The organism is Roseateles sp. Mitsp63, from assembly GCF_059491535.1.
The window spans coordinates 1,796,342-1,818,045 of the sequence record NZ_CP168509.1 but is presented as its reverse complement, the minus strand read 5'-3'; the positions used below and the strand labels follow the sequence as shown (position 1 = coordinate 1,818,045).

General features: G+C 70.0%; 22 protein-coding genes and 1 tRNA gene. 8 read left to right on the top strand and 15 right to left on the bottom strand.

Translation table 11 applies throughout. From position 1 onward, the window contains the following. Positions 1–131 precede the first annotated feature (131 nt). From ACEN96_RS07975 to ACEN96_RS07960, 4 genes are all read left to right on the top strand, one after another. On the top strand, positions 132–1,313 hold the full coding sequence (locus ACEN96_RS07975; RefSeq protein WP_495587493.1) for a vWA domain-containing protein: 1,182 nt from the start codon (positions 132–134) through the stop codon (positions 1,311–1,313). Beyond that, positions 1,310–3,241 carry an autotransporter assembly complex protein TamA gene (locus tag ACEN96_RS07970; protein ID WP_495587492.1) on the top strand — a complete coding sequence of 644 codons (1,932 nt, stop codon included), beginning with the start codon at positions 1,310–1,312 and terminating at the stop codon, positions 3,239–3,241. The genes ACEN96_RS07975 and ACEN96_RS07970 overlap by 4 nt, the downstream gene beginning before the upstream one ends. Positions 3,242–3,245: 4 nt before the next feature. Then, entirely contained in the window at positions 3,246–7,496 is a 4,251-nt protein-coding gene (locus ACEN96_RS07965; RefSeq protein ID WP_495587491.1) for a translocation/assembly module TamB domain-containing protein, read from the top strand. 70 nt (positions 7,497–7,566) lie between these two features. Next, a tRNA-Arg gene (locus ACEN96_RS07960) sits at positions 7,567–7,641 on the top strand. Between the two features lie 86 nt (positions 7,642–7,727). Here ACEN96_RS07960 and ACEN96_RS07955 read toward each other — a convergent pair. Further along, on the bottom strand, positions 7,728–8,069 hold the full coding sequence (locus ACEN96_RS07955) for a cupin domain-containing protein (RefSeq protein ID WP_495587490.1): 342 nt from the start codon (positions 8,067–8,069) through the stop codon (positions 7,728–7,730). Between the two features lie 315 nt (positions 8,070–8,384). Here ACEN96_RS07955 and ACEN96_RS07950 point away from each other — a divergent pair, with 315 nt between their 5' ends. Beyond that, positions 8,385–9,830, top strand: a complete 1,446-nt coding sequence (locus tag ACEN96_RS07950) for a S41 family peptidase (RefSeq protein WP_495587489.1) — start codon at positions 8,385–8,387, stop codon at positions 9,828–9,830. A gap of 115 nt (positions 9,831–9,945) precedes the next feature. On the opposite strand, the gene tatC is transcribed toward ACEN96_RS07950, so the two are convergent. The 12 genes from tatC to argB all read right to left on the bottom strand — a co-directional run bounded on the left by tatC (position 9,946) and on the right by argB (position 17,316). Then, positions 9,946–10,737 carry a twin-arginine translocase subunit TatC gene (tatC, locus tag ACEN96_RS07945; RefSeq protein ID WP_495587488.1) on the bottom strand — a complete coding sequence of 264 codons (792 nt, stop codon included), beginning with the start codon at positions 10,735–10,737 and terminating at the stop codon, positions 9,946–9,948. Continuing rightward, positions 10,734–11,219 (bottom strand): Sec-independent protein translocase protein TatB, encoded by a 486-nt coding sequence (gene tatB / locus ACEN96_RS07940; RefSeq protein ID WP_495587487.1) that lies wholly within the window; start codon positions 11,217–11,219, stop codon positions 10,734–10,736. The genes tatC and tatB overlap by 4 nt, the downstream gene beginning before the upstream one ends. A gap of 11 nt (positions 11,220–11,230) precedes the next feature. Further along, complete coding sequence (tatA, locus tag ACEN96_RS07935; RefSeq protein WP_495587486.1) at positions 11,231–11,461, bottom strand: Sec-independent protein translocase subunit TatA; 231 nt, start codon at positions 11,459–11,461, stop codon at positions 11,231–11,233. A gap of 179 nt (positions 11,462–11,640) precedes the next feature. Then, a complete protein-coding gene (locus ACEN96_RS07930; protein ID WP_495587485.1) occupies positions 11,641–11,988 on the bottom strand; it encodes a histidine triad nucleotide-binding protein in 348 nt (115 codons plus the stop codon). A 52-nt stretch (positions 11,989–12,040) separates the two neighbouring features. Beyond that, entirely contained in the window at positions 12,041–12,442 is a 402-nt protein-coding gene (locus tag ACEN96_RS07925; RefSeq protein ID WP_495587484.1) for a DUF4870 family protein, read from the bottom strand. Beyond that, complete coding sequence (locus tag ACEN96_RS07920) at positions 12,439–12,801, bottom strand: phosphoribosyl-ATP diphosphatase (RefSeq protein WP_495587483.1); 363 nt, start codon at positions 12,799–12,801, stop codon at positions 12,439–12,441. Before ACEN96_RS07920 ends, ACEN96_RS07925 begins: the two co-directional genes overlap by 4 nt. Positions 12,802–12,830: 29 nt before the next feature. Continuing rightward, complete coding sequence (gene hisI / locus ACEN96_RS07915; RefSeq protein ID WP_495588576.1) at positions 12,831–13,223, bottom strand: phosphoribosyl-AMP cyclohydrolase; 393 nt, start codon at positions 13,221–13,223, stop codon at positions 12,831–12,833. 46 nt (positions 13,224–13,269) lie between these two features. Further along, positions 13,270–13,752, bottom strand: coding sequence for an NUDIX domain-containing protein (locus ACEN96_RS07910; RefSeq protein WP_495587482.1), 483 nt, complete (start codon positions 13,750–13,752; stop codon positions 13,270–13,272). Then, positions 13,745–14,692, bottom strand: a complete 948-nt coding sequence (locus tag ACEN96_RS07905) for an ATP-binding protein (RefSeq protein ID WP_495587481.1) — start codon at positions 14,690–14,692, stop codon at positions 13,745–13,747. The genes ACEN96_RS07910 and ACEN96_RS07905 overlap by 8 nt, the downstream gene beginning before the upstream one ends. A gap of 67 nt (positions 14,693–14,759) precedes the next feature. Then, complete coding sequence (gene slmA, locus ACEN96_RS07900; protein WP_343638781.1) at positions 14,760–15,398, bottom strand: nucleoid occlusion factor SlmA; 639 nt, start codon at positions 15,396–15,398, stop codon at positions 14,760–14,762. 92 nt (positions 15,399–15,490) lie between these two features. Beyond that, complete coding sequence (locus ACEN96_RS07895; RefSeq protein WP_495587480.1) at positions 15,491–16,180, bottom strand: response regulator; 690 nt, start codon at positions 16,178–16,180, stop codon at positions 15,491–15,493. A 221-nt stretch (positions 16,181–16,401) separates the two neighbouring features. Next, positions 16,402–17,316 (bottom strand): acetylglutamate kinase, encoded by a 915-nt coding sequence (argB, locus tag ACEN96_RS07890; protein WP_091725796.1) that lies wholly within the window; start codon positions 17,314–17,316, stop codon positions 16,402–16,404. A gap of 89 nt (positions 17,317–17,405) precedes the next feature. Between argB and ACEN96_RS07885 the strand changes: the two genes are divergently transcribed. From ACEN96_RS07885 to ACEN96_RS07875, 3 genes are all read left to right on the top strand, one after another. Then, a complete protein-coding gene (locus tag ACEN96_RS07885; RefSeq protein WP_495587479.1) occupies positions 17,406–18,332 on the top strand; it encodes a cation diffusion facilitator family transporter in 927 nt (308 codons plus the stop codon). Further along, positions 18,329–18,766, top strand: a complete 438-nt coding sequence (gene dtd / locus ACEN96_RS07880; RefSeq protein ID WP_495587478.1) for a D-aminoacyl-tRNA deacylase — start codon at positions 18,329–18,331, stop codon at positions 18,764–18,766. Before ACEN96_RS07885 ends, dtd begins: the two co-directional genes overlap by 4 nt. Before the next feature lie 67 nt (positions 18,767–18,833). After that, complete coding sequence (locus tag ACEN96_RS07875; protein WP_495587477.1) at positions 18,834–19,217, top strand: VOC family protein; 384 nt, start codon at positions 18,834–18,836, stop codon at positions 19,215–19,217. 111 nt (positions 19,218–19,328) lie between these two features. Here the strand turns inward: ACEN96_RS07875 and ACEN96_RS07870 are convergent, their stop codons facing one another. After that, on the bottom strand, positions 19,329–20,294 hold the full coding sequence (locus tag ACEN96_RS07870; protein WP_495587476.1) for a tripartite tricarboxylate transporter substrate-binding protein: 966 nt from the start codon (positions 20,292–20,294) through the stop codon (positions 19,329–19,331). A gap of 93 nt (positions 20,295–20,387) precedes the next feature. Beyond that, entirely contained in the window at positions 20,388–21,671 is a 1,284-nt protein-coding gene (locus tag ACEN96_RS07865) for a phenylacetate--CoA ligase family protein (RefSeq protein WP_495587475.1), read from the bottom strand. Between the last annotated feature and the right edge of the window lie 33 nt (positions 21,672–21,704).

The window sequence follows — 21,704 nt, the reverse complement described above, 5'->3', positions numbered from 1 at the left end:
GCCCGATCCCAACCTGGTGTTGTCTCCGCCGCTTCGCGACCGCGAAGTCGTGCTGGCGCCGATGCTACGCCCGGCTCCCCGCCACCCGGCATGGATAATGCCCGGATGCCCCGGAGTTCAGGGGGAGGCCCATGCTGATCCAGTTCTTCTACACGCTGCGCGCCGCCAAGCTGCCCGTCTCCGTCAAGGAGTACCTGACCCTGCTCGAAGCGATGAAGGCCGGCGTCCTCGACGACGGCGGCGGCCCCACCGTCGACAAGTTCTACGCCCTCGCCCGCACCGCCCTGGTCAAGGACGAGGCCCTGTTCGACAAGTTCGACCGCGCCTTCGCCGCCTACTTCAAGGGCGTCGAGCTGATGACCGACCTGGTCAAGGCCCTCCCCCCCGAATGGCTCACCAAGCAGCTCGAGCGCGAACTCACGCCCGAGCAGCTCGCCCAGCTCAAGGCGCTCGACTGGGACGAACTGATGGACACGCTGCGCCAGCGGCTGGAAGAACAGCAGGAACGCCATGAAGGCGGCAACCGCTGGATCGGCACCGGCGGCACCAGCCCCTTCGGCCATGGCGGCCAGAACCCGCGCGGCGTGCGCATCGGCGGCCCCGGCGGCCAGCGCAGCGCCGTCAAGGCCTGGGAACAGCGCGCCTACCGCGACTACGACGACGGCATCGAGCTCGGCACCCGCAACATCAAGGTCGCGCTGCGCCGCCTGCGCCGCTTCGCCCGCGAAGGCTCCGAGCTGGAGCTCGACCTGGACGACACCATCCACAAGACCGCCGCCAACGCCGGCATGCTCGACATCCGGATGATCCCGGAGCGCCACAACAAGGTGAAGCTGCTGCTGCTCATGGACGTCGGCGGCACGATGGACGAGCACGTGCACCGCGTCGAGGAACTCTTCTCCGCCGTCAAGAGCGAGTTCAAGCACCTGGAGTTCTTCTACTTCCACAACTGCGTCTACGACTTCGTGTGGAAGAACAACCGGCGCCGCTTCAGCGAGAAGACGTCGACCTGGGACCTGATCCACAAGTACAACCGCGACTACAAGCTGATCTTCGTCGGCGACGCCACCATGAGTCCCTACGAGATCCTGCAGCCCGGCGGCAGCGTCGAATACAACAACGAGGAAGCCGGCGCCGAATGGCTGCAACGGCTGACGAACGCCTTTCCGAAGCACGTCTGGATCAACCCCGAGCCGGCCGGGGTCTGGCAGTACCGCCAGAGCATCTCGCTGATCCAGCAGCTGATGCAGCAACGCATGATGCCGCTCACGATGGGCGGCCTCGAACAGGCGATGCGCATGCTCAACCGATGACGGCACCGATCCCGAGCCCTTCCCCTCTCCCCGTCGCGCGGCGCCTGCTGCCGGTCCTCCTGATCGGCCTGGCCGGCGCGTTGCTGGGCGGCTGCTCGCTGCTGCCCACCGACCGCAAGGCCGAGCTCAGGGTCGCCGCCGCCGAGGAGCCCGACGAGTCCAACCCCAACGTCACGCGCAAGCGCATCTCCGCCTACGAGCTGACCATCGAGGCGCCGCCCGAGCTGCGCTCGCTGCTGATGGAGCACCTGGACCTGGCGCGCTTCCGCGACACGCCCGAGGACATGCGCCTGACCGCCGCCGAGCTGCGGCGCCTGGCCGCCGTCGCGCCCGAGCAGGCCACCAAGCTGCTGGAGACCGCCGGCTACTTCAACGCCAAGGTCCGGACCGAGGAGGTCGGCGACCTCTCCGACGGCGTGCGCAACCTGCGCCTGATCGTGGACACCGGCCCGCGCGCGCTGGTGCGTCAGATGGACCTGCGCCTGGAAGGCCCGCTCAAGGCCGCCGCCGAGCGCGGCGACAAGCTCGCCACCGCGCTCGAGCGCACCTTGACGCAAGGCTGGCTGCTGCAGCCCCAGACCGGCTTCAGCCAGGGCGACTGGGCCGCCGCCAAGAACGCGCTGCTGACCCGCGCCCGCGCGCAGGGCTATCCGCTGGCCCGCATGACGCACAGCGAGGCCGTCGTCCAGGCCGACGACAACCAGGTCGACATCGCCGTGACGCTGGAGAGCGGCCCGCTGTTCACGCTCGGCGAGCTGACCGTCGAGGGCCTCAAGCACCAGCCCGAGGAGAGCGTGCGCCGCCTGGCCGGCTACCAGCTGCATCAGCCCTACAACGAGAAGCTGCTGCTGGACTTCCAGGAGCGGCTGGTCGGCACGCAGCTGTTCGACAGCGCCAGCGTCGAGATCCAGCCCGAGAGCGTCACCCCGCCGCCTGGCGCCGAGACGGTCGAGGTCCCGGTCACGGTGAAGATCCGCGAGGCCGCGCGCCAGCAGGTCACGCTGGGCGTCGGCTACCGGACCGTCGACGGCCCCAGCGCCAACATCGAGTACACGCACCGCAAGCCCTTCGGCCTGAACATCCGCGAGCGCACCAAGCTCGAACTGGCGCGCAACCGCCAGGCCATCGATACCGAGATCAGCTCGCATCCTCAGCCCAACATGCAGCGCAGCCTGGCGCTGGTGAAGGTGGAGCGGCTGGAGAACGACGGCCAGACCAACCTCAACCTCAGCACGCGGCTGGGCTACGCCAAGGAGACCGAGCCCGAGGACCGGCTCAGCTACGTCGAGGTGATCCGCGCCTGGGAGCACAAGCCCGAGCTGCCGACCACCGTGGCCGGCGCCGTCTCGCTGAACCAGCAGATGACCTGGCGGCGGCTGGACTCGCGCGTGCTACCCACGCGCGGCTGGAGCGCGACCATGACCGTGGGCGGCGGCTGGGCCGACAGCACCTCCGAGCGCAACGGCCCCTTCGCCCGCGCCACGGGCAAGGTCTACTGGTATTCGCCGCTGCCGGGGCGCTGGCTGTTCTCGACCCGGCTCGAGGGCGGGCAGATCCTGGCCAAGAGCCGGATCGGCCTGCCCGAGGCGCTGCGCTTCCGCACCGGCGGCGACGACAGCGTGCGCGGCTACGGCTACAACGACCTGGGCCCGCTGGACGCCGCCGGCAACCAGACCGGCGGCCGCGTGATGCTCAACGGCAGCGTCGAGGTCTCGCATCCGCTCACGCCGCGCATCCCGCAGCTGATGGGCGCCGTCTTCCTAGACGCCGGCCAGGCCGCGCAGAACTGGAACGAATACCACCCCGCCTGGGCCTATGGCACCGGCCTGCGCTACCGCAGTCCGGTGGGCGTGCTGCGCTTCGACTTCGCCAAGGGCAACCTGGTCGACAAGTGGCGCCTGCATTTCAGCGTGGCGATCAGCCTGTAATCCGATGAGCGACCCGCGCGACGATCTCCCCTCCGCCGCTTCCCCGGACGCGGCGCCCCCGGCGGCCACCGCGCCGCGCCGGCGCCGCCGCGCGCGCGGCCTGCTCTGGGCGCTGCTCGCGATCCCGGTGCTCGCCGGCGCGCTGCTGCTGGCGCTGACCTGGGCGCTCAAGACCGAGGGCGGCACCGCCTACGTGCTGGCCAAGGTCCCCGGCCTGTCGCTGCACAACGCCCGCGGCAGCCTGCTCGGCGATTTCGACGTCGACCGCGCCGAGCTGATCCTGCCGGGCAGCGAGGACCGCCTGGTGCTCGAGCAGCTGCAGTGGCGCGGCGTGCGCCTGGGCTGGAACCGCTCGCCGCTGCTGTGGGGCGAGGTGCGGGCGGACCGGCTCGCCGTCGCGCGGCTGCGGGTGCAGGTCGCGCCCAGCGCCCCCTCCGAGCCGCTGAAGCCGCCTACCAGCCTGCTGTCACCGGTCGCGCTGACGATCGGCGATCTCGAGATCGGCGAGATCTTCGCCCCCGGCCTCGACCAGCCGCTGCGCGGGCTGCGCGGCAGCGCCTCGCTGGGCACGGACGGCGGCAAGCTGCATGCGCTGACGGTGAAGTCGCTCGGCTGGCAACAGCTGACCCTGGCCGGCGAGGCCCGCATCGCGACGCAGGGCGACCTCCGGCTGGCCAGCCGCTGGACGCTGAGCCAGCCCGCCGGCGAGCTGCCCTGGACCGCGCCATTCCAGCTCGACGGCCCGCTGTCGGACCTGTCGCTGAAGGGCTCCCTCGAGGCGGCGAAGCAGCGCCTGCAGGTGCAGGCCCGGCTCAAGCCGTTCGCGCCCTTCCCGCTCGCGCAGCTGCAGACGCAGGCTAAGGACCTGGATCTCGCCGCGCTGCTCCCCGGCACCGAGGGCGTGCCCCGCACCGGCCTGACCGGCCAGGTCACGATGACGCCCAACGCGGACCGCTCGCTCAGCGTCAAGGCCGACCTGGACAACGGCGGCGCCGGCCGGCTCGACCAGGACCGGCTGCCGCTGCGCGAGCTGCAGCTGGACCTGCTGCTCGATCCCGCGAACTGGACCCGGCTGCGGCTCCCGCGGCTGGACGCGCGCCTGGCCGGCGGCGGGCGGCTGCAGGCGGTCGGCCAGACCAGCCAGGCCGAGGGCAGCGTGCTCACGCTGCGCCTGACCGGCCTGGACAGCCGCCAGATCGACGCGCGCTGGCCGCTGGTCCAGGCGCGCGGCGAACTCAAGCTCAGCACCAAGGCCAGCCTCTCGAAGGCTTCGGCCGACCAGTCGCTGCAGGTCGAGGGCGAGCTCGCCGGACAGCTCGGCCAGGGCCGGTTGCAGGCGCCGCTGGAGATCGCGCTCGCCGCCGAGCTGCGCACCCAGTCGATCGAGCTGCGGCGGCTGCAGGCGCGCTCCGGTCCGGCCACGCTGAAGGCCGAGGGCGAGTTCACGCTCAACCAGGCGCTCAGCCTCGCCGAGGGCTGGAAGACGAAGCTGGAAGCGTCGGTGCAGGGCCTGGATCCGCGCCGGCTGAGCGCCGCGCCGGTGCCCGATGGCGCACTGCCGCAAGCGCTCAACGGCCGCCTGCGGGCCGCGCTGCAATCGGTGCGCGGCAGCCTGTGGCCGCAGGGCAAGGCCGAGCTCGACCTGCAGCCCAGTCAATGGCAGGGCCTGCCGCTCAGCGGCCAGGTGCGCTATGCCCGCAACGGCTCGGCAGCGCCGGACCTGCTGGCCGATCTGCGCCTGGCCGACGCGACGCTGCAGGCGCGCAGCCGCATCAACGCCGCGGCCCGGCGCGAACAGGTCGACCTCTCGATCGAGTTCAACGCGCCCAAGCTCGCCAGCCTGCAGCCGATGCTGCGCGCCCAGTTCCCGCAGGCCACCATCGCGGGCGCGGCCCAGGCGCAGGCGACCGTCGTGCTGATCCAGCCCGGCGCCCGTCAGGCGCAGTACGGCAGCGATGGCAAGTGGCAGGTGCAGGGACTGGCGCTGTCCGGCGTGCCGGGACTGCCGGCCAACGGCGGCAGCCGCCCGGCGCTGCAGCTCGAGAACGCCGCCGGCCAGTGGACGCTGTCCAGCCTGCGCGACGCCAGGCTCGCCTGGACGACGCAGCTCCGCGGCCTGCGGCTGCCGCAGCAGAGCACGCGGATCGACGAGGTCCAGGTCGACCTCGGCGGCAGCTGGGCCCAGCACAAGCTGACGGTGTCGGCGCAGGGCCAGGTGCCGCTGCCGCCGGTGCTGACGCAGCCGGCGGCGACCAAGGTCGTCGCGCGCGCGCAGGCGGCGAGCGCGCCCACCCTGCCCGGCGCGCAGACCGTGCCGCTGGACCCGCAGGGCGCGCGGGCGCGCCTGGCGCTGGACGGCGCGCTGGAGACCGATCCGCTGCAGGCCTGGCGCCAGGGCGGACTCTGGCAGGCGCGCGGGCTGACGCTCGCCCTGGAGGCCAGCCAGCAGCCCACGCCGCTGCTCAAGGCGGGCCCGCTGGCGCTGGCGCTGCGGCTCGATCCGGGCCTGTCGCCGCGGCAGGCGACGCTCGCGCCGGGCCGGATGGAAGTGCTGGGCGCGGGCCTGCGCTGGGACCGCCTGATGTGGCAGACCTCGACGCTGCCGGCCCTTGCCTCGGGCGAATGGGACGTGCAGGCGGTGCTGGAGCCGCTGGCCGCGGCGCCGGTGCTGAGCAAGCTGCAGCCGGACTTCGGCTGGGGCGGCGACCTGCAGATCGAGGGCCGGTTGAAGTCGCGCCGCGATGCGCGCGGCCTGACGCTGGACGCGATGCTCGAGCGCACCCGCGGCGACCTGACCGTGACCGACGAAGTCAGCACCCAGCGCCTGGGCCTGACCGACCTGCGCCTGGGCGTGATCGCGGACCAGGGCGTCTGGCACCTGGTGCAGGGCGTGGCCGGCGAGAACATGGGCGCGGTCGGCGGCGCGGTGACCTTCCGCGCGGCCAACGCGCACGCGCTGCCGGCGCCGGAGGCCAGGCTGGAAGGCGGCATCGAGGCCAAGGTCGACAACATCGGCAACTGGGGCCCCTGGCTGCCGGCCGGCTGGCGCGCGGGCGGCAGCCTGGCGGCGACGCTGAACCTCTCCGGCACGCTGGGCGCGCCCGAGATCCGCGGCCAGGCCGGCGCGCAGAAGCTCTCGCTGCGCAATCCGCTGCTGGGCGTGGACATGCAGCAGGGCGAACTCGCGCTGACGATGAGCGGCCGCGAGGCGCGGCTAGAGAAGTTCACCGCCCGCGCCGGCAACGGCACGGTCAGCATGGACGGGACGCTGCATTTCGGCGCCCAGCCCAGCGCGGAACTGGCGCTGAAGGCCGACACCTTCGCGCTGCTGCAGCGGGTGGACCGGCGCATCGTCGCGACCGGCGCCGCGCAGCTCAAGGCCTCGGCGCAGCTGCTCGACCTGAACGGCCAGTTCGTCGTCGTCGAGGGGCTGTTCGACTTCTCGCGCGGCGACGCGCCGCAGCTCGACAGCGACGTGCAGGTGGTGCGCCAGAGCGCGCCGCCCAAGGCCGTCGACGGCAGCGGCAAGCCGATGCGGCTCAAGCTCGACCTGGACCTGGACCTGGGCAGACGGCTGCAGCTCAAGGGCTACGGCATCGACACGCGGCTGCGCGGCCTGCTGCACCTGGCGCAGGACGGCCAGCCGCGCCCGCAGATGACCGGCGAGGTCCGCAGCGAGGGCGGCACCTTCAACGCCTACGGCCAGAAACTGGTGGTCGAGCGGGGCGTGTTCAGCTTCGTCGGTCCGCTCGACAACCCGCGCCTGGACGTGCTCGCCATCCGGCCCGGCATGGAGAACGAGAGCGTGCGCGTGGGCGTGACGGTGACCGGCACCGCCGCCAGCCCGCGCATCCGCCTGTACTCCGAGCCGGACATGAGCGAGACCAACAAGCTGTCATGGCTGGTGCTGGGCCGCTCGCCGGACAACCTCGGCCGCAGCGACACCGCGCTGATGCAGCGCGCCGCGATGGCGCTGATCTCCGGCGATGGCGAGAGCGCCAGCGACAAGCTGATCCACAACATCGGGCTGGACGAACTCTCGTTCAGCGGCGAAGGCGACGACGCGCGCGGCACCGTGGTGCGGCTGGGCAAGCAGGTCAGCCGCAACGTGTTCGTCGCCTACGAGCGCGGGCTGAACGCCACGACCGGCACCTGGCAGCTGATGTACAAGCTCGCGCAGCGCTTCACGCTGCGGGCCCAGGCCAACGAGTACCAGCAGGGGCTGGACGTGATCTGGCAATGGAAGTGGGAATGACGCGCCCGGCTTCCATGCGAGAATCCGCCGCTTTCGCGGGTCGGCCCCACTGAGGCCGGCCTCCCGAGGGCTCTCCGTAGTTCAATGGATAGAACGGCCGCCTCCTAAGCGGCAGATACAGGTTCGATTCCTGTCGGAGGGACCAGCGCCGCGCGCGGTCCCGCAACGCCAGCCGGCGCGCCGCGAGGCGCGTCCCCGGCACCGCTCGGCGACCCTCAGCGCCTCAGCGCCTCAGCGCCTCAGCACGATCGTCACCAGCGCCGACCCGTCCACCACGCCGGCCACGCCGTGCATCACCCCGCCCTCCAGATAGCAGAGCTGCCCCGCCCGCAGGCGCTGACGCTGCTCCGCGCCATCGCGCTGCAGGCTCAACTCGAGCTCCCCTTCGAGGCAGTGGATCGTGATCTCGCCGTCGACCTTGTGCGGCGGCATCGCCTTGCCCGCGGGCAACACCAGCCGCATCACCTCCAGGCCCTGCGACTTGAACAGCGCGGACGAGGGCGTGGTGGACAGCGCGGCGCCAAGCGGCGCGACGTCGATCGGCTGGGCGGGGGCGGCATGCGGCAGGGCCATGGAACTGCTCCTTGTGGACGGACGACATCGGCGCATCGCGCGCCGCGTGGTCCGTCGATCATGGCACCGACCCGCCGCGTCCGCATCCGCGCGGCGGCCTGCCCCTGCCGGAAGTCATCGCAGGCCGGACAGGACCTGGCGGCGAAGCGCCATCAATCCACGCGATACGCGTAAATGCGGGGTAAAACGGCGTCTCGCCTCAGGCTGGCTTTTTGCCCGACGCATATACTGGGAACGCCATTGTTCCGTCTCGCGCAACGGGGACGGACATCCGGCGCCAAGCAGCGAGGCTGTACTGATTCAAGGTTTTTCATCATGGGCGCCAAACTCAAGGTCGCAGGCTGGGTCGCATTGGGAGCGATGGCCGGTGTCATGACGACGATGCAGCTGCAGGCCAATGCCCGCAGCACCGCCAGCCCCCTTCCACTCGAGGAACTGCAGCAGCTCGCCGCCGTCTTCGGGATCGTGAAGTCCGATTACGTCGAACCCGTCGACGAGAAGAAGCTGATCAACGACGCCATCTCCGGCATGGTCAGCGGCCTGGACCCCCACTCCCAGTTCTTCGACAAGAAGAGCTTCAAGGAATTCCGCGAGAGCACCTCCGGCAAGTTCGTCGGCGTCGGCATCGAGATCGGCATGGAGGACGGCCTGGTCAAGATCGTCTCGCCGATCGAGGGCAGCCCCGCCTTCCGCGCCGGCCTCAAGAGCGGCGACCTGATCAGCAAGATCGACGACACCGCGGTGCGCGGCCTGACGCTCGACCAGGCGGTCAAGAAGATGCGCGGCGAACCCAACACCAAGGTGATGCTGTCCATCTTCCGCAAGTCGGAAAGCCGCACCTTCCCCGTCACGATCACGCGCGAGGAAATCCGCGTCCAGAGCGTGCGCGCCAAGATGGTCGAGCCCGGCTACGCCTGGGTCCGCGTCAGCCAGTTCCAGGACCGCACCGTCGACGACTTCGCGCTGAAGCTCGCCGAGCTCTACAAGCAGGACCCCAAGATCAAGGGCGTCGTGCTGGACCTGCGCAACGACCCGGGCGGCCTGCTCGAGGGCGCCGTGGCGATCTCGGCCGCCTTCCTGCCCAAGGGCGTCGAAGTGGTCTCGACCAACGGCCAGCTCGCCGAGTCCAAGGCCAGCTACCGCGCCGATCCCGACTTCTACGCCCGCCGCGGCTCCGGCGATCCGCTGCGCAAGCTGCCCGACGCCGTCAAGAACGTGCCGATGGTGGTGCTGGTCAACGAGGGCTCGGCCTCGGCCAGCGAGATCGTGGCCGGCGCGCTCCAGGACCACAAGCGCGCCACGGTGATGGGCCTGCAGACCTTCGGCAAGGGCTCGGTGCAGACCGTGCGCCAGCTCGGCCCGGACACGGCGGTCAAGCTGACCACCGCCCGCTACTACACGCCGAGCGGCCGCTCGATCCAGGCCAAGGGCATCGTCCCGGACATCCCGCTGGATGAAACCGCCGAAGGCAACGTGTTCGCCGAGCTGCGCATGCGCGAGGCCGACCTGGAGAAGCACCTCAACGCCAGCGACGAGAAGAGCGAGGAAGCGCGCACCAAGGAACTCGAGAAGATCCGCGAGGAGCGCCGCCAGAAGCTGGAAGCCGACTACGCCAAGCGCGGCGAGCCGGCCAAGCCGCTGCCCGAGTTCGGCAGCACCGAGGACTTCCCGCTGCGTCAGGCGCTGAACCAGCTCCAAGGCAAGCCGGTCGCGGTGTCCAAGCTCGCGCAGGAACGCAAGGCGGAAGCCAAGACCGAGTAAGCGGTCCTTCGCCTCTCCAATGACAAACGCCCGATGCATGCATCGGGCGTTTTGCTTTCTTCCACTCGCTTCTCCCGCTCGCCGGCTTCGCGGCCCAGCGGGAGTCCGGTGAGGGTCAGGGAGCGGCCGTGCCGTTGCCCTCTTCCTCGGCATCCGGCGCGCGGGAATAGCGGCCGAAGGCACCGGCGGCCCAGAGGCCGACTTCGTACAGCAGGCACATCGGGATCGCCAGCGCGAGCTGCGAGACGATGTCCGGCGGCGTGATGACCGCCGCGATGACGAAAGCCAGCACGATGAAGTAGCCGCGGAACTGCTTGAGCTGCGTCACCGTGACGATGCCCATGCGCGCCAGCACCACCACCACGACCGGGACCTCGAAGGCCGCTCCGAAGGCGATGAACATGTTCATCACGAATCCGAGATAGGCCTCGACATCGGGGGTCGCGGCGATGCTCTTGGGCGCGAAGCTCTGGATGAAGGTGAAGACCTTGCCGAACACGAAGAAGTAGCAGAACGCCACCCCCGCGAAGAACAGCAGCGTGCTCGACACCACCAGCGGCATCACCAGCCGCTTCTCGTGCGCATACAGGCCCGGCGCCACGAAGGCCCAGACCTGGTAGAGCACCACCGGCAATGCCAGCAGGAAGCCCGCCAGCAAGGTGACCTTCAGCGGCACCAGGAACGGCGACAGCACGTTGGTCGCGATCAGCGATCCGCCCTGCGGCAGATGCGCCACCAGCGGCTTGGCCAGCAGATCGAACAGACCGCTCGTGCCCGGCCAGATGCACAGCAGGCCGAAGGCCACCACCACGGCGAGCAACGCCCGGATCAACCGGTCGCGCAACTCCATCAGATGGGACACGAAGGGCTGCTCGGTGCCGGCGAGTTCGTCTTCTTGTTGGCTCATGTCGCTCGGCGAGGGGGACGGAAGCGGGCCACGCGGGCCGCGCCGGATTGCGCATGCCGGCGCACGCCGGACTGCTGCTTGTACCAGAGTGGCGTCGCGCCGCGCTTCAGGCGCCAGTTCTTCTTCGGATGCGTGTAGACGGGAACCGGCGAGGCGTAGCCGCCGATCGAGCCGTCCGGCGACGTGCCGTCGATGGACAGGTCGGACCAGGTCGACTGCAGCGTCTGGTTGGCCGAGTCCACCCCCTGCTGCACGCTGGCCTGCACGTCACTGACCGCGGTCTCGAACTGGCCCTTCATCTTCTGGAGTTCCTCCAGTTCGATGGACCGGTTCACTTCCGCCTTGACGTCCGCGACATAGCGCTGCGCCTTGCCCAGCAGGTGCCCGACGGTGCGGGCCACCCGCGGCAGACGCTCGGGGCCGAGCACGACCAGCGCCACCGCGCCGATCAGCGCCAGCTTGTCGAAACCGAAATCGACCATGCCGGCCGCGCTCAGTGACGCTGCTTGGCGTCGACGTCGACGGTGTTCGGATCAGCAGCCTTGTTGGCGTTGGCCACCTGCTGCGGCGGCGCGTCGGTCGAACCGCCGTCCTTCATGCCGTCCTTGAATCCCTTCACCGCGGCGCCCAGGTCCGAACCCACGTTGCGCAGCTTCTTGGTGCCGAACACGGCGATCACCACCACCAGCACGATCAGCCAGTGCCAGATGCTCAAACTACCCATGACATTCTCCAGAGTCGAAGCCGAAATTCTAAGGTCCGCACGTGACAGGCATCTCGGCGATCAATGCCTGCCCTTGCCCGCATCAGCGGCTTGAGCACGAAAGCCCAACCGCTGGGCGAACGCCAGTGACCGGATGCCGGCCGCCGGTCATGGGAATGCCCCCGAGATGGGGCCGGCGCTCAGCCTTTCAACCAGGGGCGCGGGCCGCCGACCGCATGCATGTGGAGGTGGGGGACCTCCTGTCCGCCGTCGGCGCCGGTGTTCACCACCGTGCGGAAGCCGTTGCTGACGCCCAGTTCCTTCATCAGCTGCGGCACCAGCACGGCCATCTTGCCCAGCAGCGGCGCGTGCTCCGGCTGCAGGTCGACCATGCTGGCGATGTGCAGCTTGGGGATCAGCAGGAAATGCACCGGCGCCCAGGGATGGATGTCGTGGAAGCCGACGATGTCGTCGTCCTCGTAGACCTTCCTGGCAGGGATCTGGCCCTGGACGATCTTGCAGAAGATGCAGTTGGGGTCGTGGCTCATGATGGCGGGCGACGGACAGGGGTTCGGGATTCCGTTGACGGGAACCAGGGATTCACATCGGCATCGGCCGGCGGTCGTTCATCGCCAGCCAGCCGCGCACGATGCGGTAGAGGAACCAGATCGAGATCGCGCACCAGGCGATCCAGCCCGGAATGACGAAGAGGAACCACAGCGGAATCGTGACGACGTAAAGAATGCCGCACCACAGCACGCTGCGCAGCCGCCATGAGAAGTGGCTGGCCTGCCAGGTGCCGGCGGCCTCGTCGCGCTTCACCAGGTCGACGATCACCGCCACGATCAGCAGCACGATGCTGGCCTGCACGCCAGGCAGCAGCGCGCCGATGGCCACGATCGCATGCAGCACGTAGCTGACGATGCCGACGCTGCGCAGGCTGGCCTCGCGGGCCGGATCCAGGACCACGGCCGGCGATTGCGGTTCGAATGAATCGGTCATCCCTGCTCCTTGGGGCTTCTGCTGGCGAATTCCTCGAGGCCGGAGAGGCCCTCGCGGCGGGCCAGTTCGGCCAGCACCCGCTCCGGCCGCACGTCGAGCGCCGCCAGCGCCACGATCGAGTGGAACCACAGGTCGGCGACTTCGTAGACCAGCTTGTCGGGCGCGCCGTCCTTGGCGGCGAGCACCACCTCGGTGGCCTCCTCGCCGACCTTCTTGAGGATCTGGTCCAGGCCCTTGGCGAACAGCTTGGCGACGTAGCTCTTGTCGGGATCGCCCTCGGCGCGGCGCTGCGCGACCACGTCGCCCAGGTGCGCCAGCACGTCGTGCGCCGTCAGGGCCGCGGCGGAGGTGTCGTTCATGCCTGTCGTGCCTGTCATGCCCATGGCGCTCATGCCTTGTAGATGCTGGCGGGGTCCTTCAGGACCGGCTCGACGGTGGTCCACTGCCCGTCCTGGAGCTTCTGGAAGAAGCAGCTGTGCCGGCCGGTGTGGCAGGCGATGCCGGGCTCGTGGCCGTGCTGCGTGATGGTCAGCAGCACGACGTCGTTGTCGCAGTCGAGCCGGATGCCGTGCACCTGCTGCACGTGGCCGGACTCCTCGCCCTTGTGCCACAGCCGGTTGCGCGAGCGGCTCCAGTACACGGCCTGCCCGAGCTCGGCGGTGCGGGCCAGCGCCTCGCGGTTCATCCACGCGAACATCAGGATGTCGTTCGAGCCCTGCTCCTGGGCGATGACGGGCACCAGCCCGTCGCGGTCCCACTTGATCTGATCCAGCCAGTCCATCGCGTCAGTGTAGTCCCCGCTCGCGGCGGCGGCGGTGCGCGCGCCTTCAGACGACATGGGTGAGCCCGACATGGAAGCGCTCCGCGGCGAACCACTGCAGCACCGGGATCGTGCCCGGCAGCACCGGCTGGACCTGCACCGGCAGGCGCTGCCAGCTCATGGCCTGGCCTTCCCGCATCTCGAACTCGCCGGTCCATTCGTGGACCTTGCAGAAATGCAGCCGCACCTTCGCGTGCGAGTACTCCATCAGCTCGATCTTCCAGGGCTGCGCGGCACCGATGGTGATGCCGAGCTCCTCGTGCAGCTCGCGCCGCAGCGCCTGCTCGACGGTCTCGCCCGCCTCCAGCTTGCCGCCGGGGAACTCCCAGTAGCCGGCGTAGACCTTGCCCTCGGGGCGCGAGGTCAGCAGGAATTCGGTCTCGCGGCCCTGCGGGTCGCGGCGCACCAGCACGCCGACGGCGACGTCGACCGGCACCCGGTCGGTGGTCTCGACGGGGCTGTGCGGATTGGGCTTCTGCGGTTCAGACATGGTCGAGTCCCTCGGGGGCATCCCCCTCCTTCGATGGAACGGTCCCCTCTTCGGCGGCCCCTCCCCGGCCCGCCAGATCGCGGGCGAACTGGTAGGCGACGCGGCCCGAGCGCGAACCGCGCTCCAGCGCCCAGACCAGCGCCGGCTGGCGCGCGGCCTCGATGCGGGCGGCGTCCAGGCCGAAGTGCGACAGCCACTGCGCGACGATCGCCAGGTACTCCTGCTGGCTGAAGCTGTAGAAGCTGATCCACAGGCCGAAGCGCTCGGACAACGAGATCTTCTCCTCGACCGCCTCGCCCGGATGCACCTCGACGTTGCCGTCCCGCTCCGAGTGGGTGTAGCCGAGGTTGTCCTTCATCTGCTCGGGCAGCAGGTGGCGGCGGTTGCTGGTCGCGTAGATCAGCAGGTTGTCGGTGGCCGCGGCGATCGAGCCGTCCAGCATCGACTTCAGCGCCTTGTAGCCCGCCTCGCCCTCGTCGAAGCTGAGGTCGTCGCAGAAGATCACGAAGCGCTCCGGCCGGCCGGCGGCCAGGTCGGCCAGGTCCGGCAGGTCCACCAGGTCGGCCTTGTCGACCTCGATCAGGCGCAGCCCCTGGCCGGCGAACTCGTTCAGGCAGGCCTTGATCAGCGAGCTCTTGCCGGTGCCGCGGGCGCCGGTCAGCAGCACGTTGTTGGCCGGCTGGCCCCGCACGAACTGGCGCGTGTTGCGCAGCAGGCGCTCCTTCTGCGGCTCGACCTCCTTGAGGTCGGCCAGCCGGATCGCCGACAGGTGGCGCACCGGCTCCAGCCGCGCGCTCGCGCCGCGCTTGCGGTAGCGGAAGGCGACGGCGGCATCCCAGTCGGGCGGCGTCAGGGGCTGGGGCAGCACGGCCTCCAGGCGGCTCAGCAGCGCATCGGCGCGCCGGAGCAGGGCATCAAGGGCGTCGGGGGCTTGGGACATAGCCGCCGAGTGTAGGGGGCGGTAGGGGGCGGTCGGGCGCCGGCTTGGTGCCGGGCATCGCGAATGCTCAGGCGAGCATTCGCATCGCGGCATCCAACTGCTCGGTCGGCAGGCGCTTGAAGCCGGAGCGCGCATAGCGCTGCAGCCGGCCGATAATGAAGCTCACCAGCACCGAGGCCTGGGCCTGGGCCTCGACGGTCGGGGTGCTCGAGCCCGAGGCCTCCGCCGCCGTGCGCAGCGCCTGGCGCAGCGAGGACTCGACCTTGTCGAAGAACTGGTTCATGCGTGCCACCAGGCGCTCGTTCTCGTAGACCAGCGCGTCGCCGACCATCACGCGGGCCATGCCCGGATTGCGCTCGCCGAACTGCAGCAGCACCGCGACGATGCGCTGCGCCTGGGCCAGGCCGTCGGTCTCGCGCTCGGCGATCTGGTTGAGCAGCGAGAAGATGCTGGTCTCGATGAACTCGATGAGGCCCTCGAACATCTGCGCCTTGCTGGCGAAGTGGCGGTACAGCGCCGCTTCGCTGACCTCCAGGCGGGCGGCCAGCGCGGCGGTGGTCACGCGCTCGGCGCCGGGCTGCTCGAGCATGCTCGCCAGCGTCTGCAGGATCTGCACCCGGCGCTCGCCCGGCTTGAGCCGCTTGCGTGGCAGTTCCGCCGGCTTGGCAGCGGCGGAATCCGGGGTGTCCGAAGGGCTGGTGTGCATGGAAGGGGCCGAAGTGTGCGGCGATTCTGGCACACCGGGCCCGCGTCCCGGCGCCGATGCCGGACGCCGTATGCCGCCTTCGCGGGCCCCGCTCAGTCCCTGAGCCAGCCCAGGCGGCGCGCCTCGTAGATGGCCTCGACCTTGGAGCGCACCTGCAGCTTGCGGTAGGTGCGCTTCACGTAAGTCATGATCGTGTGCGGCGACACGTTCATGAATTGCGCGATCTCGTCGAAGGTGAAGCCCTTGGCGGCCAGGTGCAGCACGCGCGATTCCTGCTCGGACAGCGCGACGACCTGCTCGTCGACCAGCGGCATCGGGGCCGAATCGCCGAAGCCGCGCGGATGCGAGCCGCCGCCCTGCGGCGCCAGGCGCAGCAGCAGCCGGCGGGCGATCACCGGGGAGATCGGGCTGCCGCCGGCGCGCAGCGAGCGCAGCTGGCCCGGCAGGTCCAGCGCCAGCGAGTCCTTGAGCAGATAGCCGGTCGCGCCGGCCTCGATGCTCGAGAGCACGTGCTGCTCGTCGCCGAAGACCGAGATGACCATCACCTCGCACTCCGGCGCGACATGCGCGGCATGGCGGATCAGTTCGATGCCGCTGCCGCCAGGCAGGTCCAGGTCGACGAGCAGCACGTCGGGACGTGTCTGGTCGAACATCTTCCGCCCCTGCTGCAAGTCGGTGGCCATGCCGACCAGACGGATGTCGGGGGCTTTCTCGAGGGCATGGGCAAAGGCCTCGCGGAAGCGAAGCTGGTCCTCGACGATCAAGACGCTGAAAAGTGACATGCAATCCCTCACGGCTATGGAGCCGTTCCGGGCGCATTCTGGGATGTCGCGTGTTTCAGCGGCAATCCCCAGCTTGCAGTGGTATGACCTTCGACCAATCCCCCGCTCCAGGGCATGGAGGCAGGCAATCCGCGCTCCCGCATACGCGCGAGCCCCCTCGTTCGGAGGGGGCTCGCGGGGGATTTCTCCGGGGAAGGGGCGCCCTTTCAGGGGGCGCGGGCTCAGTGCGACCGGATCATCGTGCCGTAGGCCTGCTCGGAGAGGATCTCCAGCAGCATCGCGTGCGGGACGCGGCCGTCGATGATGTGGACGGCCTTGACGCCGCTGCGGGCGGCGTCGAGCGCCGACGCGATCTTGGGCAGCATGCCGCCCGACAGCGTGCCGTCGGCGAAGAGCTCGTCGATCTCGCGCGCCGACAGGTCGGTCAGCAGCTTGCCCTGCTTGTCGAGCACGCCCGGGGTGTTGGTCAGCAGCACCAGTTTCTCGGCCTTGAGCACCTCGGCCAGCTTGCCGGCGACCACGTCGGCGTTGATGTTGTAGCTCTCGTTGCTCTCGCCGAAGCCGATCGGGCTGATGACGGGGATGAACTGGTCGTCCTGCAGCGCCTTCACGACGCTGGGGTCGATGGCGACGATGTCGCCGACCGAGCCGACGTCATGCTCCTTGGCCGGGTCGTCCTTGTCGATCAGCTTGAGCTTCTTGGCGCGGATCATGCCGCCGTCGCGGCCGGTCAGGCCCACGGCCTTGCCGCCGGCGACGTTGATCAGGCCGACGATGTCCTGCTGCACCTCGCCGGCGAGCACCCATTCGACGACGCTCATCGTCTCCTCGTCGGTCACGCGCATGCCCTGGATGAAGTGGCCCTTCTTGCCGAGCTTGTTGAGCGCGTCCTCGATCTGCGGGCCGCCGCCGTGCACCACCACCGGGTTCAGGCCGACCAGCTTGAGCAGCACCACGTCCTCGGCGAAGTCCTGCTGCAGCGCGGGATCGGTCATCGCGTTGCCGCCGTACTTGATGACGATGGTCTTGCCGTGGTACTTGCGGATGTAGGGCAGCGCCTGGGACAGCAGCTCGGCCTTGTCGCGCGGCGGGATGTGGCTGAGGTCGGCGTCGTGAACGGGCGGGGTGTTGCTCATGGTGCTGTCCGGCTGAGTGGGGCTGGGTTGTGCGGAGGGAGGTCCGAGGGAAAGACGGCGGCAATTGTAGGAGCGGCAAAATCGCCGCCATGCAAGTCCAGCAATACATGAAGCTGTCCGTGGTCGTCGCGCTGGCGACCATCGCCCTGAAGACGGCCGCCTGGTGGTGGACCGGGTCGGTGGGCCTGCTGTCGGATGCGCTCGAATCGGGGGTGAACCTGGCCGGCGCGCTGTTCGGGCTGGCGATGGTGACGATCGCCCGCCGCCCGCCCGACGAGGACCACCCCTTCGGCCACCACAAGGCCGAGTACTTCTCCAGCGCCTTCGAGGGCGCGCTGATCCTGATCGCCGCGCTGGGCATCGGCTGGGCCGCGGTCGAGCGGCTGCGCGCGCCGCAGCCGCTGGAGCAGCTGGGCATCGGCATGGCGCTGTCGCTGGTGAGCACCGCGATCAACGCGGCGCTGGCCTGGAAGATGCTGAAGGCCTCGCGCGAGCACCGCTCGATCGCGCTCGAGGCCGACGCGCGCCATCTGGTCACCGACGTGTGGACCTCGGTCGGTGTCGTCGCGGGCCTGATCGGCGTGATGCTGACCGGCTGGGCCTGGCTGGATCCGCTGCTGGCGATCGTGGTGGCGCTCAACATCCTGCGCGAGGCGATGCACCTGATGTGGCGCTCCACCGGCGGTCTGATGGACATGGCGCTGGAGCCCGGCGACCAGCAGGCGATCGCCGGGGTGCTCAAGCGCTTCGAATCCCCCGAGCTGCGCTTCGACCACGTCGCGACGCGCGCCGCGGGGCAGCTGCGCTACGTGGACTTCCATCTGCACGTGCCGGCGCGCTGGACGCTGGGCCGCGCCGCGGCGCTGCGCGGCGAGGTCGAGCAGGCCTTGATGCGCGCGCTGCCGGGGCTGCGGGCCAGCATCCAGCTGCTGCCGGTGGATGTCGAGACCCGCTTCGCCGAACTGGCGGCGGCGGAAGAACAGGGACAACAGGAACCCGAGGAGGGACGCGCATGATCGCGCTGCTGCAACGCGTGAAGGAGGCCCGGGTCGAGGTCGGCGACCGCTGCACCGGGCGGATCGGCCAGGGGCTGCTGGTGCTGATCTGCGCCGAGCCGCGGGATGACGAGGCGGTGGCGGAGAAGCTGCTGGCCAAGATCCTCAAGCTGAGGATCTTCAGCGACGAGGCCGGCAAGATGAACCGCAGCGTGCAGGACGTCGGCGGCGGGCTGCTGATCGTCTCGCAGTTCACGCTGGCCGCCGACACCAGCGGCGGCAACCGGCCCAGCTTCACCGGCGCCGCGCCGGCCGAACTCGGCCGGCGGCTCTACGAGCACGCGGTGCGCTTCGCGCGCTCGCAGCATCCGCTCGTCGAAACCGGCGAGTTCGGCGCCGACATGCAGGTCAGCCTGGTCAACGACGGTCCGGTGACCATCCCGATGCGGATGTGAACAGCTCAGCCCGCGCTCCGAACTGACGAGAATGCGGGATCCGCATCGCAATGACAGAGGAGCGAACATGATCACCTACGTGACCCTGGGCAGCAACGACCGCCGCGCCGCCAAGGAGTTCTACGACGACGCGCTCGCGCCGCTCGGCCTGAAGCCGGGCTATTCGGACGACGAGATGGTGGGCTACGGGCCCGAGGGCGGCGAGACGCAGCTGTGGGTGGTGGCGCCGTTCAACGGCCTGGACGCGAGCGCCGGCAACGGCACGATGGTGGCGCTGGCGGCCTCGACCCGCGCGCAGGTCGACGCGGCGCACGCGGCGGCGCTGGCCGGCGGCGGCCGCGATGAAGGCCGCCCCGGGCCGCGCGAGCAGTACGGTCCCAACTTCTACGCCGCCTACTTCCGCGACCTGGACGGCAACAAGCTGGCGGTGGTGTGCCGCTCGCCGGCCTGAGCACCGGCCCGCGCCTTCGGGCGGAAATGAAAAACCCGCCGGAAGGCGGGTTTTGCGTGTCGGTGCCGGAACCGGCGATCAGTCGGCCGTCAATCGGCGATCAATCGGCCATCAGTCGGCATATTGGCCGGCCGCCTTGATGATCGGCGTCCACTTGGCGATCTCGTCGGCGACGAACTTCTTGTGATCGGCCGGATTGACGCGGTGGTCGGTCACGATCACGGCGCCCAGCGCCTCTTCGCGCTTGTGGAACTCGGCGTCCTTCAGCGCGGTCTTGAGCGCGGTGTTGATCTTGTCCAGTACCGCCTTGGGCGTGCCCTTGGGCGCGTACAGGCCGTGCCAGATCGTCACGTTGAAGCCCTTCAGGCCGGACTCGTCCAGCGTCGGCAGCTTGGCCAGCGAACCGCCCAGGCGCTTGGGCGTCGACACCGCGAAGGCCTTGACCTTGCCGCCGTCGATCTGCGTCGTGGTGTTGGTGGTCTGGTCGCACATGATGTCGACCTGGCCGCCGATCAGGTCGGTCATGGCCGGGCCCGTGCCCTTGTACGGGACGGTGGTCATGTCGATCTTCATGGTGCTCATGTACAGCAGGCCGCACAGGTGCGAGGCCGAGCCCAGGCCCGCGTTGGCCAGGTTGATCTTGCCCTTGTTCGCGTTCAGCCACTTCACCAGGTCGGCGTAGTTGGTGGCCGGCAGGCTGGGACGGCCGATCAGTGTCATCGGCACTTCGTTGATCAGGCCCAGGTACTCGAAGTCGTCCAGGGTCTTGTACTGCAGGTTGCGGTACAGGGCCGGCGAGGTCGACATGCCGATGTGATGCAGCAGCAGCGTGTAGCCGTCCGGCGCCGCCTTGGACACCTTGGTCGCGCCCAGCGTGCCGCCGGCGCCACCCACGTTCTCGATCACGATGGTGGCATTGAGCGGCTTGCGCAGCGCCTCGGCCAGATCGCGCGCGACCTTGTCGGTCGGGCCGCCCGCCGCGAACGGAACGACGATGGTCACCGGCTTGTCCGGGTATTCGGCCCAGGCGGCGCCAACGCTCAGCGCCGCGGCACAGGCGAGCAGGATCTTCTTCATGGTGTCTCTTCCTCGATGGAGGTGTGGGTGATGGCGCGGATGCTAGGTCGGCGTCCCTCGCCGCGGCTTACGGAAACTACGTAAGCCGGTGCCTCAATCGAACTTGCGCAGGTCCTCGATGACTTTTCCGTCGTTGGGCAGCGCGCCGGCCGCGACGAACGCCACCTCGCCGCGCAGCTTGGTCACCTCGCGCAGCGCGGCCGCCAGGCCCTCGGCCAGCCCGCCCGGGGCGGCGCCCTCGGTCTCCACCCGCAGCGTCATGCGGTCCTGCGCCATCTCCCCTTCGACCACCAGCCGGCCGCGGCGCGCCTCGGGGAAGCGCCGCAGCACTTCGGCCACCTGGCCGGCATGGACGAACATGCCGCGCACCTTGGCGCTCTGGTCGGCGCGGCCCATCCAGCCCTTGATGCGGACGTTGGTCCGTCCGGTCGGGCAGGCGCCCGGCAGCACGGCCGACAGGTCGCCGGTGCCGAAGCGGATCAGCGGATAGTCCGGGTTCAGCGTGGTGACGACCACCTCTCCCACCTCGCCATCGGGCACCGGCTCGCCGGTGCCGGGGCGGACGATCTCGACGATCACGCCCTCGTCGACCACCAGTCCCTGCCGGGCCGCCGTCTCATAGGCGATCAGGCCGAGGTCCGCAGTCGCGTAGCACTGGAAGCCGCTGACGCCGCGCTCGCCGCACCAGTCGCGCAGCGAGGGCGGAAAGGCCTCGCCGCTGACCAGCGCCTTGCGCACCGACAGCGGCTGCCCCTGCTCCGCCGCCTTGTCGAGCAGGATCTTCAGGAAGCTGGGCGTGCCGATGTAGGCATGCGGGCGCAGCTCGGCCATCGCCTGCAGCTGCAGCTCGGTGTTGCCGACGCCGCCCGCGAACACGGTGCAGCCCAGCGCCTCGGCGCCGCCTTCCATCATCGCGCCGGCCGGGGTCAGGTGATAACTGAACGAGTTGTGGACCAGGTCGCCCGCGCGCAGTCCGGCCGCGTGCAACGCGCGTCCGAGGCGCCAGTAGTCCTGGCCCCGCCCTTCGGGCTCGTAGATCGTGCCCGGCGACTGGAACACGCGGCGCGCGCCGCTGTCGCGAAGCAGGCCGCGCCAGCCGATGGTCGAGAAGCCGCCGAAAGGCTCGAACAGCGTCCGGCTGCCATCGGCGCGCACCGCCTGCTGGCGCGCCAGCAGCTCCGACTTGCGCGTCACCGGCAGCCGCGCGAGCCCGGCCCGGGTGCGGACCTGGTCGGGATCGACGCCCGCCAGCAGCGCGCCGAAGGCCTCGGTGTGCTGGCGCGCATGGGCCACCTGGCGCGGCAGCGCCGCCATCAGCGCGGCTTCGCGCGCGGCCGGGTCGCGGTGCTCGAGCGTGTCGTAGAACTCGGCGCTCATCGCGGATTCCTCATGGAAGCTCCCCTCATCGCC